Consider the following 14,193-nt stretch of genomic DNA (forward strand, 5'->3'; position numbering starts at 1 on the left):
TCTGTATAAGGTTTCATTTCATGATTATTTGTTACGGTTGTAAATAATACGTAATCCTTCCAGCGTCAGCATCGGGTTAACCTCATCAATGCAATCTGTCTCGCCGGCAATCAGCGGAGCAAGCCCCCCTGTAGCAATAACCTTGAGAACGGGCGCATTCATCTCCAGCTTAATGCGTCTTACAATTCCCTCTACCTGGCCAGCATAGCCAAAAATAATTCCTGCCTGCATCGCGTGGACAGTATTGCGCCCGATAACCTTCTTGGGCTTCTCCAGCTCAATCCGCGGCAGCTTGGATGCCCGCTGATATAAGGCCTCTGTAGAGATCCCCAGACCCGGCACGATTGCCCCGCCAAGATAGTTCGCTCCGGCATCAATACAGTCAAACGTAGTTGCCGTACCAAAGTCAACGACCACGAGCGGGCATTTATACTGCTCAATCGCCGCAACGGCATTTACAATCCGGTCTGCGCCCACTTCGCGCGGATTCTCATAACGCAGATTAAGCCCGGTTTTGATTCCGGGGCCTACGAGCAGCGGGTCTTTGCCGATATATTTTACGCACATTTCCACGATAACCTGAACCAGCGGCGGAACAACCGAGGAGATGATGACACCCTCTACATCTTTAAACGATATATTCGACATGTGGAACAGATTATGAATCAGGACACCATATTCATCCACAGTCGATTGACGCGCTGTGCTAAGCCGGAAATGATGAAGCAGCTCAGGCCCCCGGTAGACTCCAAGCACGATGTTCGTATTCCCGATATCAACGACAAGTATCATTAGAGATTTCCGCCTTTCTTGCCATTCAGATCCAGACTGATATCAAGACTGGCGAAGGAATAGGTAAGCCGGCCTACAGAAATAACATCTACACCCGATTCTGCAATCCCGCGTACCGTTTCCAGAGATACATTGCCTGAAGCCTCGATTTTGACATGCCGCGCTTTGGTTCTAATTCTTCTTACTGCTTCCGCCATCAGCTCAGGTGACATATTATCAAGCATGATAATGTCCGCCCCCGCAGCGAGTGCTTCCTCTACCTGCTCCAGGCTTTCCGTTTCCACTTCGATCGTCATGGTGTGGGGGATATTGGCCCGGGCGCGCCCTACCGCCTGACGAATGCCTCCGGCGCCCTTGATATGATTATCCTTAATCATTACCGCGTCATACAAGCCGAAGCGGTGATTGGCTCCTCCGCCTATGCGGACAGCATACTTCTCCAGCATCCGGTGACCTGGTGTTGTCTTGCGGGTATCCACCAGCCGGGTTGGCAGACCTTGAAGCTCTTGCACGAATGACGCCGTCCGCGAGGCCACACCGGACAGCCGTTGCATCAGATTAAGGGCGAGCCGTTCGCCTGTAAGAATGGCATGCGTGCTGCCCTCGACTTCAGCGATGACCGTGCCCTTGGACACCGGCTGGCCTTCTTGTACCAATGCCGTAAATACGAGTGTCGGGTCTACTACCTCAAAAACCAGTTCAGCCACGGGAATTCCGCAGATTACTCCGTCCTCTTTGGCATGGATAATCCCCTTGGATTCATGTCCCTGGGGTATAGTGGTACGTGTTGTGATATCCCCTGATCCGACATCCTCCTGCAGCCACCCCTTAATAGACTGGAGCAGTTCTTCATTATAGCCATTAAACATCATCACTTAATTCCTCCACTATTCCCAGTTCGCGAATCTGGAGCAGATGCTTCTGCCACTCTGCATCATTCCGCAGCGGATAATCCTCGCGATAATGAGCGCCGCGGCTCTCCTCCCGTGCCAGCGCTGATTCGGTAATCAGCAGGCAGCACGTAAGCATATTAGCGAATTCGTATTCTTCCCGTTTGGTAAGTGCCGCATTAAAAATCGGCAGCTGACGCTTTAATTCATCCAGTCCTTTAATCAGCATTTCCTGGTTCCGCCGCAGTCCGGCGTAGCGTACCATAACCTTTTGCAGCTTCAGACGCCGCTCCACAATAGCCTGGGTAGGCGACTCCACCCGGCCTTGGTCACAGCCTGCCGATACTGTATCCCGCCCAAGCGGCGGGAGCTGACGGATGCGCTCTACGATCCGGCGGCCAAAGACAATCGCTTCCGACAGAGAATTACTGGCCAGCCGGTTGGCTCCCTGTACCCCTGTAGACGAAACCTCGCCACAGGCAAACAGGCGGGAAACGGTGCTCTCCCCGTTCAGATCGGTCTTGACGCCCCCCATCATATAATGCGCAGCAGGAGCCACTGGAATCCAGTCACTTGTAATATCCAGTCCATAACTCATACAGGTCTCATAGATCGTCGGGAAGCGGTGTTTGACCATATCCGCTGATTCATGTGTAATATCAAGGTAGACAAAGGTGGATTTGGTCAGCTCCATCTCGCTCACAATCGCCCGGGCCACAATATCGCGCGGGGCCAGTTCCAGCAGCTCATGGTACCTTTCCATAAACCGGTCTCCGTTGATATTGCGCAGCACAGCGCCTTCACCGCGCACTGCTTCCGAGATCAGGAAGCGCGGGGCTCCCGGATAACTGAGCGCTGTCGGGTGGAACTGGATGAATTCCATATCCCGTACATGGGCTCCAGCCCGGTAAGCAATGGCTACACCGTCACCGGTTGCCACTTCGGGATTGGTCGTATACCGGTATAATTGCCCTGCTCCGCCTGAGCATAGAATGGTTGCATCGGCCTGCAGGAACAAACGTCCGCCTCCCGGACGCTGTACCAATGCCCCCACGCATTCCCCGTCTACGGTAATCAGATCAATGACATAATGGTCATCCCATACCTCGATATTCTTATGCTGCTCTGCCTGCTCAGCCAAGGCGCGGACAATTTCATAGCCTGTAGCATCCCCATTCGCATGCAGAATACGGCGGTGGCTATGTGCCGCCTCTTGCGTTAACGCAAGCTCGCCATTCTCCTTGTCGAACTTCGTCCCGAGCCGGATGAGTTCGCGGACGCCTTCCGGACCTTCATTCACCAGTACATCAACAGCCGCAGAGGAGTTTAGCCCTGCACCGGCCATCAGGGTATCCTGACGATGATATACCGGAGAATCGTCGTCTGAGAACACAGCGGCAATCCCCCCTTGGGCATACCGTGTATTGCTCTCCATGACTGTCTTCTTCGTAATCATAATGACCTTCCGGTCTTCACTGGCTTTGATCGCTGTGAACAAACCGGCAATGCCTGAACCAATCACAATACAATCTGTCTTAATTACAGGAAGCCCCTGAAGATCGAAATCAACCAAATATTGTGGAATCATGACCGCTTTTCACCTGTTTCAACGAAAGAGTAGCGCATGCTACCGGACTTGTAGCATGCGCTCTAGGGAAGTTCTGGCTTTGTCGGCGACAGCGGGCGGTACATAAATCTGCGGCTTCATCGTCTCCAGGCATTTTACCAGTTTCTTTAAATTGTTAACCTTCATATTGGGACAAACCAGGAATTTGGTGGCAAAATGGAATTCTTTATCCGGACTGTCCAACCGCAGCTGATATCCGGTTCCATCCTCAGTTCCCACGATAAACTGCCGGCGGTCCGATTTCCGGCAATACTCTATAATCGAGGTTGTGCTGCCCACATAATCACCCATGGCCACCACTTCAGGACGGCATTCCGGATGTACCACAAATTCCGCTTCAGGATATTTGGCTCTCATCTCCACTACATCCTTGACGGTAAGCATATCATGAGTATTACAGTAGCCTTCCCATATAATCAGCTTCTTGCCGGTCTTATCCTGAACATATTGGCCCAGGTTCTTATCGGGTACCCAGATAATTTCTTCCGCATCAAGCGATTCAATCACCTTCACCGCATTGGCAGAGGTACAGCAAATATCAGTTTCCGCTTTGATCTCAGCGGAGGAGTTGATATAGGTTACTACTTTGGCATTAGGATGCTGCGCCTTCAGCTTCCGGAGTCCGTCCACGTTGACCATATCCGCCATAGGACAGCCGGCGCGTTCGTCAGGAATTATAACAGTTTTGTTCGGCGCAAGAATCTTGGCGCTTTCCCCCATAAAGTGAACCCCGCAGAATACAATCACATCTGCCTCTGTCTCCGCAGCCTTCTGAGCCAGTAAAAAAGAGTCTCCACGGAAATCCGCTACTTCCTGAATTTCATCACGCTGATAATAATGAGCCAGAATTATTGCATTCCGTTCTTTCTTAAGCTGTTCGAGGCGCACACGAAGTTCACGATTCTGTTCCTGCTTGCGCTCAAGCGCCAGAGCTTCCACGGTCATTCTCCCCCTTATGTCTTCATGGCATATAGCCAGTGCATTCTATTAAGTTAATTTATTTAATATTTAATCACTAATGTACACAACGTTCCACCCCCTGTCAATGCGGGCAAGCCGGGTGTAGCTCTATGTCCTGATGTACCTATAGACAGAAAAATCCGGAGAACCTCAGGTTCTCCGGATAAAATTACGATGTTTTATTCAGCGATTAAACCAGACTTCCGCCGCCTTTGTTGCCATCATCCGAACCGTTTCCTTCTTCAGGATCCGGTTTATTCGGAATATCCTTAGACAGATCGCCAAGGAATGGCGGTTCTTCGTCGGATTTGCCTTGAATGCGTACACGTACGTCACCGATAGAATCAATTACTGGCTCGCCCGCTTCATGCGTTACTGCCTCTGTTTCTTCCGGTTTGCCATCCTCCGTCAGGTAGCCTTGCTCAATCAATTCTGTGATCTGATCAAGTTCCAGCGTTTCCTTCTCCAGAAGGGTGTTCGCAATCAGGTGCATTTCTTTGGAATGCTTGGTCAGCAGCTCTCTGCAGCGCTCATAGCTGCTGCGGATAAGGTTCTGCATTTCCTGGTCAATCTCGTAAGCAATGGAGTCACTGTAGTTCTGCTCATGTCCGATATCACGGCCAAGGAAGACTTGGCCTTGGGATGTGCCGAACTGCAATGGCCCAAGCTTATCGCTCATTCCATATTCCATAATCATCGCACGCACAATGCGCGTAGCCTGCTGGAAGTCACTATAAGCGCCTGTGCCAATTTCGCCAATGAATAATTCTTCAGCAACACGTCCGCCAAGCAATCCGGTAACCTTATCCAAGAGTTCCTGCTTGGTAACGATCATCCGGTCTTCCTTAGGAAGCATAATGACATATCCGCCTGCGCGGCCGCGCGGGATAATGGTAACCTTATGCACCACATCGGCATGCTCGAGGAAGTAGCCGGCAATGGTATGGCCTGCTTCGTGGTAAGCTACAATCCGTTTCTCGCGGTCACTGATTACGCGGCTGCGTTTCTCTGTGCCGACAATTACACGGTCAATCGCTTCATCCACTTCACGCATGGTAATGTCCTTACGGTTGCGGCGTGCAGCAAGCAGTGCCGCTTCGTTAAGCAGGTTCTCCAGATCCGCACCGGTAAATCCGGTTGTACGCTTGGCAATTACGTCAAGCCGAACATCCTTGGTAAGCGGTTTGTTGCGGGAGTGAACCTTCAGTACAGCTTCACGGCCCTTCACGTCTGGACGGTCAACCGTAATCTGACGGTCAAACCGGCCTGGACGGAGCAATGCCGGATCCAGTATGTCGGCGCGGTTGGTAGCCGCGACAATGATAATGCCTTCGTTGCCGCCAAAGCCGTCCATTTCAACGAGCAATTGGTTAAGGGTCTGTTCGCGTTCGTCATGTCCGCCGCCAAGTCCTGCGCCGCGCTGACGTCCCACAGCATCGATTTCGTCGATAAAGATGATACAAGGAGCATTCTTCTTCGCATTCTCGAACAAATCACGTACCCGGGATGCGCCGACACCGACGAACATTTCCACAAAGTCGGAACCGGAGATGCTGAAGAATGGAACACCGGCTTCACCTGCTACCGCACGGGCCAGCAAGGTTTTACCTGTTCCCGGAGGTCCCACAAGGAGTACCCCTTTAGGAATACGTGCACCTACAGCTGCGAATTTACGCGGATCCTTGAGGAATTCCACGACCTCCACAAGCTCTTGCTTCTCTTCATCAGCTCCTGCAACATCCTCGAAGCTGATTTTCTTCTTCTCTTCATTATATAACCGGGCTTTGCTCTTGCCGAAATTCATGACCTTGCCGCCGCCGCCCTGTGCATTGTTAAACAGGAAGAAGAACAGGATGAACATGATAACTAATGGAATGATGGAAGAAAGGAATGTCAGCCAGATGCTGTCGCCTTCCATTTTCTTCTGAGTCAGCTCCACGCCATTAACTTCGCTGGCAGCTATAAGTTCATCAAGGGCCCGATCTGTAGGAGGAACATAAGTGGAGAAATTCTTCGATTTAGTCTCAGGTGGCAATTCTTTGTATTCGCCTGTAACCAGAAATGCGTTACCCTCAAACTGAACCGTCAGGCTCTTCACATTGTTGTCCTTGATCTCCTGTCTTAACTCATCATATCTAGGGAAATCGGCGGATTCATTTCCATTGCTTACAAACTGGACAATGCCCACCACGACTAAAAATAAAATCAAATAAAAACCAGAATTCCGGATGAACCGATTCATCCCCTACCTCCTCTCACAACGCTCAAGTTATTGTACCATAGCCTGACCAGACTCCTCAAATTGTCAGGAAATCCAGAAAAGTGATCCTTGAATCTAAGGCTGTCGATTGGTTCATTTGGAATAAATTTCAGGCTTCAGTACACCTACGTATGGGAGGTTCCGATACAGTTCGGCATAGTCGAGTCCATAGCCTACCAGGAAAGCATCAGGAATCACAAAGCCGGTATATTCGGCTTCAAGATTAACTGCACGGCCTGAAGGTTTATCGAACAGGGTGACTACGTTGACGGAAGCAGCATTCCGGCCCTGCAGCATCTCAATCAGATAGCTGAGGGTAAGACCACTGTCGATAATGTCCTCGACAATCAGAACATCGCGGCCTTCAACCGATGTGTCCAGATCCTTGATGATTTTGACTACACCGGATGATTTGGTCGTACCGCCGTAGCTGGATACTGCCATGAAGTCCATCTCAACGGGTACTGTAATCACTTTAACCAGATCCGCCATAAAGATAAACGCACCTTTGAGTACACAGATGACTAAAGGTGTGCGGCCTGCATATTCCTTGCTCAGCTGGGCGCCAAGCTCCCTGATTCTTTGTTGGATTTCTTCTTCGCTGATCAAGATTTCTTGAATATCATTCTGCAACTTGCGAACCTCCTAAGTTATACTATGAAAGACTTACTTCGACCATTACGTTTCTTCGCCCTGTTCCATGTCTTCCATGGACAGGAGAAGCACCGAGGCCGTGTGCCGCCCTACTGCGGCATGCATCGAGCGCCTTACGCCCGGAATCCAGACGATATTGCCCAAACCATCACAAACGAGGGGAATCGCAGAGCGTTCGGAAGAAGGTATTTTATCATCAATGTAAATATCTTTTACCTTTTTGCTTCCGTTTAATCCCATAACCCTTATGGTATCTCCAGGCAATCGGGAACGGATGGTGAGTGGTAAGACGAGCTCATCGCCGTCAAACCAAGCCGACATCTTCCCAGAGTCCTCCTCCTGTGCAAAAAAATCTTCTCTCTCCAGCACCTTCATCGTCATAACTTTTCCTATCTCCTTCAGGTTGATCCGGGGATGAGGCAAAGACAGAGGGTATGTATAGCTCACCTGCCGAAGCAAGGGCTTGGACGAGAACAAAAGGGTGTCATATTGCCGCATACAGACGAAACCCCCGCCCAAATCCAAAGTCCATACGGTGGGGTACTCCTGCAGCGTTCCCCGGCGCACAGCTTCAATCTTGGGGAAATCCATCGCAGATGAATCCGCTGACAGATAATTTAATATTAGTTTAATCAAACGCCGTTGTAAAGCGGAGGGTAGGGCCGCAAATGAAGCTCTCTTCAAGGTGTATTTTCCATGCTCGATAAAAACAAGCTCTTCGAAGCATTTTGCCGCATTCGCCTCCATATATTCATCTTCCGCACCGGCAATTTCAGACAGCTGCAGCAGTGATTGTCTCACTCTCGGATTATGCTGTTCGAGCAGGGGCAATACTTCCAGCCTTACCGCGTTCCGCTTATACTTCATAAGCAGATTGCTGGCATCCTCCGCGTAAGCAAACCCCTCTTCCCGGCATAAGCCGACAAGAGCTGTTTTGTTAATACGCAGGAAGGGGCGGATGAGTTCCACCTTTTTTTCAGTCCGTTTCCAGCGCATGCCTGCAAGCCCCGAAGGACCACTCCCCCGCAGCAGCCGCATCAGCACGGTCTCGGCCTGATCATCGGCATGATGGGCCAGTGCGACAGAACGTGCATGGTAACGGTGCGCGGTTTCAATCAGAAATTGATAGCGTTTCTCCCTTGCCGCTCCTTCGGGACCCAGTCCTATTTCCTTGACCATGGATGGAATATCAAACTCCGCGAGCTCAAAGGGGATTCCCAGCTCAGCAGCCAACTTCCTGACAAACTCCGCCTCTTCCGCTGATTCGGCTCTGAAGCCATGATTCACATGGGCACAGACCAGAGTTAATGGCATCCGGTTTACGGCTATCTCGTGCAAAATACGCAAAAGAGCCACAGAGTCCGGCCCTCCGGAAACTGCGACTACAATGGTGTCATGGGGCTGCCACAGTTCATGCTCAGCCGCAGCTTCCAGTACGGATTCCACCAGTTCTTTCATTTGTTCCATATGCGGCATCCTTTCTTGCAGATCACTTGCCTGTCTTGCTCCGGAATTCCAGTACCCTGGTATTATGTATAATTTCAAAAACGGAATACCCAGTAGATCGTAAAGGCCAGCAGAAATAAAGACAGCGCAAACGCATTTTTGAGCCAGCGGGGAGTTGCCATCGTATCCTTTCCCGTCTTCCGTGCTCTGTATATCTGACTTCTCCAAATCTCCGCAGCTTGTGCGGATCCGGGAAAACCGCCTTTGAGCGCCAGACACAGCCATGAGGCCAGCTTCTTGTCAGGCAGATTTCTGGCCAGCTTCAGCAGTTCATCCACACTCCGGGTCTGCGGCAGCTGCTGGGCTGCCGACTTCAGACCTTCTTCATTAAGCAGGCGCAGGCACAGTACGGCAAAAGCAAACAGATCATAGTTCTCGTCTCCCGTCCGGCTGCCGGCGTTCCAGAATCCGCGGTCATGCCATTCGGTAAACTGCTTCACGCTGCGTCCCAGGGGACTCGCGCCACCGTAGTCAATCAGCTCGGCTTCCCCGTAACTGGATACCATGACATTCTCCGGCTTAAGGTCTCCGAACACAAAGCCGCACTCATGCAGGGTCTGCAGCTTCTCCAGAAGCTTCATGCCGACAAGCCCCAGCCAGGACGCCCCGTTCCTGGACAAAAAATGATGCAGCGGTCTGCCCTCCACATAACGCATCACGTAGAAAGGAGTATGGTCCCTATCCTTGAAATCATCCGATTCCAGCAGGTAAGAGGACAACGGTGACTCCTTGCGCGCCCGGTGCTCACTGCGTTTACGGCAGGATTGCAGAGAGGTCAGTACATTGATCTCTGACTGCAGCTCCAGCGTATCGTATCCGATTTTGAGCGCATACCGCTCCCGCCGGCCTTCCCGCTGCACAAGATATACGGTTCCGTTTGCCCCTTTCCCCAGCATCCGCTCCACAACATAACGGTTCCCCCGCCATTTGCCGGTAATTACAGTGCCTGCCGGAAAGGGTGGATTAGACGACATACCCACCAATCATCCCTTCTCTTGCCTCGTCATCCCCATTCACAAGATAGTCACGAGGTTCATCCAGTTTATCATAACGGTAATGTTCGAGCACCTTGAAAATAGCCGGTCCTGTCGGAGTAGCCCCCCGCATCTTCAGCCTGGAGAACAGTGAGCGGACTTCCGATACATTCCGCGTCCAGTCCATATCCAGCACGGCATCTTCACTGCTGGAGTGTCCGGGGAAATGGAACACGGCAAGCTCGCTCCGCCCTTCCCGTGCCTCCAGACTGAGAGCCAAATCACGGATGGCATCCTCCACGGCACCCAGCTTGGGCTTCATGCTCGCACTTGCATCAATTAATAGGGCAATACGCAGCGGAGAAGTCTCAGTCAGCTCATCGACAACCGTAACCACCTGCGACCGCTGCTGCGGAGGCAGTTCTTCAAGGGAACCCTCGCCGAGAATTTTTTTTACCTCTTTATTAACCGCCTGCTGGATCGTCTGAACCACGGTCTTGCGGGTCATCATCTGAATGGTCTGCGCCAGCTGCGACGTTGAGGCGATCCGGCTGAGTCCGCCTCCCGCTTTGGCAATATCAGCGATCTCCCGGCTTCCGAGTTCACCGATCGTTCCATAGTCCACGACACCTACGACATTGACCGTAATGCCTTCCTGCCGGGCATGCGCTGCCGCAAGTACCGGACTTTCCCCCACATTCGAACAACCGTCAGTAATGAGCAGAATCTGCTTCATGACCGTTCACTCCCCTTTGCCTTGTATCTAGTTCTAGCATATCCAAGGTAGAGAGATTTCAAACGCCGCTTAGCGGGAAAAACTTGAATCGAATAGCTTCATGAAATAAGGGTCACTGCGAGAAAGTTTTGGGCCTCCGATCGCTGTTGTCCTCTGATTTCCTGATTTGAGTACCGCAGTTTGCGGTTGAAATCAGAGGACTGCATATGCTTCCGAAGCGATCTTTCCTGCGGAAAGCTTTCAGGCGAATGCTGCCGCTTCTGCGGCTCCAAAATTCCTCTCCGTTCCTTAACCTCACGATAAGACCAACAATCTGAAGCTATCGCCGCTGAGTCAGCGGCGGTTGAAACGGGGCGGGGCAGAAACGGGCGAGTGGATGGAATGCACCCGCCCGTTAACACAAGATTGAGACCACAGGCCTCGGCCAGCGGAATATATGGAAGCTCCGGTGGTGCTTAACTTGGCTAACCACTTAACTGGTGGTGAAATATGGTGATTGCTGCAGCTGAATTGATAAGTTTCCTGCAGATAACTATTAAGCGCCCCACTATCGCTCCTCCAGTCTGTGTCTTAAAATCCTGCACCAAATACAACATTTCCCTCACAAAATCATCCCTAAGCGGATATTGTTGTACGAAATGCAGGATTTCTCAGCTTCCAAGCCATTTAGCGGAGCAATTGTTGTAATTCATACAACAATCCTCCCAAACAACCGGGTAACGCCGAATCAAAGCTGTACTACGTACAACAATTTCATGCCTGAACCGAGACGGACCAGGACTGCCAGTGGTTCTTGAATCCCATGGCAGCGTGACGGACAGAAAATAGAGGGAACTTAAGAATCCCACTTACTGCATGAACGAAACCCTTACTCTGCAGGGGGGCGTTTTATCGGCTGGCCACAATTTTAAGTTCTGCCTCTATAGATAATAATGAAAGAACAATGTCAGCTGAATGATAGGTTACCTAACTAACTGTACGCGGTCTCTCCATCCGGCCCACGCCCGGCATATGCAGGCTGGACCACTCCGGATGGAAATGATCGACACGGCTGACGACAATCGTCATATCATCATGGATTTCATTGCCCTGGTAACGGATTACCTTATCCAGCAGGCTGTCGGCCATATCCTGAGGATCATCGCCTTCCAGCTCCTGGATCAGGCGTTTCATCCATATCTCTTTATTAACGGCATATCCGGGCGCATCATAAATACCATCGGTCATCATAATGAGAATATCCCCGGGACGCAGCTGCATGGTGACCAGGTCCACTTCGATATCTTTAATAATTCCAATCGGCAGATTGCTGGCTGTCACCGGAATAACCTCGCTGCCCCGCCGGATAAAGCTTGGTGCTGACGCTATCTTCATGAAGATGGTCTGCGCCGAATATTGATCGATCAGCGCCATATCCACGGTCGCATAGAATTCATCCGGGGAACGCAGCAGCAGAATCGAATTGACGGACTTGACCGCCAGCTTCTCATCCATCCCGGATTGCAGCAGCTTCTCCAGCATGGATAGCGCAGCGCTGCTCTCCATCCGGGCCCGCTCGCCGTTGCCCATTCCATCGCTGATCGACACAGCAAAGGTGCCATTTCCGAGCTCCACCGTACTGAAGCTGTCGCCGGACATTATGTCGCCTCCTTTGGCAGCCCCGGCTACGCCGGTATTGATTTCATAAGCTTTGGCCGAACCAAAAGTCACCATGGATAAGCCTTCGCGCGGGTGCACAGCTGTTTCACTTACCACCGCAATATTCTCCTCCAGGATATCGGAGAGCAGCGGGGCAATCATTTTGCGGCATTCGTCAAAGCCCCGGGTATAAGCATGCACTACTTCAATCTCTACCCGGCCGGGATCAAGGCTTAGAATTTCTATAGTGTGAATTGACAGGCCCAGCTTCTCCAGTGCCTCACGAATCTGTCCCTCCTGGCGGTACATCGCCTGGCCCTCCCGCTTGATCTCCTTCGCCAGATCCTCCATAACCTGAGAGACCCCTGATAATTGCTCGGCAACAAATTGGCGGCTGTCGTATATTTGCCGCTTCCAGCGCATATCATGCTGATAGAGTTCATATTGGCCCTTCATTACTTCCAGTACTTCGCCCGTCTTGCCGCAGATCCGGTTCCATTCCGGAGGCAGCTGGGCCGCTGTAATGTCGGGGCATTCCTCCACAGTAGTCATCATATCGGTCATATATCTGTATGTCTGATAGAACTTGGCATCCCAGCAGTGGGTACGCCGGATGCAGCCGGCGCAGGCCCCTTCCGTTACCGTTTTCATAAAATCCTCCATTTCACGGTCGCTTTTACCTGCTTCCGTGGCCCGGGGAATTTGACCAAAGCTGCTGGAGAGCTGACGGAATACCTGAGAGAACTGGGTAACCCGGTCTGCTGTAATATCCCGCACTCTGCGGGCATATTCATGTTGAGAGCGGCTATGATCAGCAGTCCCCGGTACATATTTGGCAATGGCAGAAATAATGCCTTTAGGTGTCAGAAGAAACAACACTACGGCCGCGCAGGTCTCCCAGGTGGAATTCATCACATCGCCCGGTCCCATGAAATATACCGACAATATGGTTGAACCCAGCAGCATCCCGATTGAGACGGCCCCTTTGCGTCCGGATTGCATCATTCCCGCCAACATGCCGGAGAAGGCCAGCAGACTCATCTGATAAATGGCACTTACATCAGCCAGACTGAGAATCAGTCCGGTTACGACACCGACGGCTGCCCCGAGCGGGGCTCCACCGGCAAGGGCAAAGAGCAGAATGAGGAAGCGCGATAAAATATGCTCCAGAGAAAGGCCGTTTACCGTCCACCCGACCAGGCCTGTCATCACGGAGGCCAGCAGAATAATCAGGCAGAGGACCTCTTCATTGCGAAGCGCCCTGCTTTTTTGCTTATAAGTGAACACCGGAAGCGCCTGCAGGAATACGAGCGTCAGCACAAACCCAAGCAAGGCATCAATCGTTGCCATCATCAGCGGATACCAGGCCAGCGTCGGCCCGATCACCACCCGGAACAGTCCCACCATAAAAGAAGCCACGAATACCATCAGCGGCGCATAGGACAGATCCACCCGCTGGAAGTTCTCCATTCCTTTATAAATTAGATAAAAGATAATCAGCTCTGCGGCAACCACTATAGCACCGGGAAACGGGGTAAAGAGACTTCCGAGCAGAATAGCCGCAGCCACAGGCAGCGTAGAGTCCCTGCGCATAAATACAATGACGGCGAAATAAGCGGCAGCAAAGGGAGTCAGCTCGTCCAAAATCATGGCACGGCCCAGTAAAAAGCCCATCAGACTCAGCAGCATTGCCCACTTCTTGACCGCGATGAACTGGAGGACCGGCTGTTTCATACTCCACGCCTTCAGACGTGTACTCCAAGCTTCCTTCTGAATCTTGTCTTTGCTTCCTGCTCTTGTCCACTCCGGCAAATTCACCACATTGCTTTTACTCATTCCCCTGCACCACCCGTATAAGAATTTATGGTTCTCATTATATAGCGGGGGTCTTATGAAAGTTTGTCAGAAACAGAGAGCAGGCTGTAAAAATATTCCGACAAAAAAGCCTCTGCCGACATTTTATGGAAAAACCTTTCTAACCCTTACGGAGCAAAAGGTTAGCCCTTGCCGGGGCTGACCATGACGGCGGACGTTGCCGGTGCCCGCGCATACATTCGTCAGCGATTGCCCTAGAGTTATGTGAGAATGGCTTGGATGCTGTCGGCAATTTGTTTGTGGCCGACAAAAAACAGCCCGGCTGCGAATCCTACACTGAA

The 14,193-nt window shown here is 51.5% G+C and carries 10 protein-coding genes; all 10 read right to left on the reverse strand.

Annotated elements, in window-relative coordinates; all coding sequences use genetic code 11:
- Positions 1-24: 24 nt before the first annotated feature.
- On the reverse strand, positions 25-792 hold the full coding sequence (locus tag NSU14_RS32040) for a type III pantothenate kinase (protein ID WP_039309527.1): 768 nt from the start codon (positions 790-792) through the stop codon (positions 25-27).
- Complete coding sequence (gene nadC, locus NSU14_RS32045; protein ID WP_076248557.1) at positions 792-1,664, reverse strand: carboxylating nicotinate-nucleotide diphosphorylase; 873 nt, start codon at positions 1,662-1,664, stop codon at positions 792-794. The genes NSU14_RS32040 and nadC overlap by 1 nt, the downstream gene beginning before the upstream one ends.
- Positions 1,654-3,270, reverse strand: a complete 1,617-nt coding sequence (nadB, locus tag NSU14_RS32050; protein ID WP_039309525.1) for an L-aspartate oxidase — start codon at positions 3,268-3,270, stop codon at positions 1,654-1,656. The genes nadC and nadB overlap by 11 nt, the downstream gene beginning before the upstream one ends.
- 39 nt (positions 3,271-3,309) lie before the next feature.
- Positions 3,310-4,248 (reverse strand): quinolinate synthase NadA, encoded by a 939-nt coding sequence (gene nadA / locus NSU14_RS32055; protein WP_039309543.1) that lies wholly within the window; start codon positions 4,246-4,248, stop codon positions 3,310-3,312.
- A gap of 211 nt (positions 4,249-4,459) precedes the next feature.
- Positions 4,460-6,511, reverse strand: coding sequence for an ATP-dependent zinc metalloprotease FtsH (gene ftsH, locus NSU14_RS32060; protein ID WP_076248555.1), 2,052 nt, complete (start codon positions 6,509-6,511; stop codon positions 4,460-4,462).
- Between the two features lie 111 nt (positions 6,512-6,622).
- On the reverse strand, positions 6,623-7,162 hold the full coding sequence (gene hpt, locus NSU14_RS32065; RefSeq protein WP_039309523.1) for a hypoxanthine phosphoribosyltransferase: 540 nt from the start codon (positions 7,160-7,162) through the stop codon (positions 6,623-6,625).
- A 45-nt stretch (positions 7,163-7,207) separates the two neighbouring features.
- Positions 7,208-8,650, reverse strand: a complete 1,443-nt coding sequence (gene tilS, locus NSU14_RS32070) for a tRNA lysidine(34) synthetase TilS (RefSeq protein ID WP_076248553.1) — start codon at positions 8,648-8,650, stop codon at positions 7,208-7,210.
- Between the two features lie 74 nt (positions 8,651-8,724).
- Complete coding sequence (locus NSU14_RS32075; RefSeq protein WP_042132693.1) at positions 8,725-9,663, reverse strand: serine/threonine protein kinase; 939 nt, start codon at positions 9,661-9,663, stop codon at positions 8,725-8,727.
- Positions 9,653-10,399: a hypothetical protein gene (locus tag NSU14_RS32080; RefSeq protein WP_042132692.1), complete on the reverse strand. Its 747-nt coding sequence runs from the start codon at positions 10,397-10,399 to the stop codon at positions 9,653-9,655. Before NSU14_RS32080 ends, NSU14_RS32075 begins: the two co-directional genes overlap by 11 nt.
- A gap of 966 nt (positions 10,400-11,365) precedes the next feature.
- On the reverse strand, positions 11,366-13,873 hold the full coding sequence (spoIIE, locus tag NSU14_RS32085) for a stage II sporulation protein E (RefSeq protein WP_042132691.1): 2,508 nt from the start codon (positions 13,871-13,873) through the stop codon (positions 11,366-11,368).
- Between the last annotated feature and the right edge of the window lie 320 nt (positions 13,874-14,193).

Source organism: Paenibacillus sp. FSL R10-2771, assembly GCF_038000205.1.
Lineage (GTDB): Bacteria > Bacillota > Bacilli > Paenibacillales > Paenibacillaceae > Paenibacillus_AQ > Paenibacillus_AQ phytohabitans.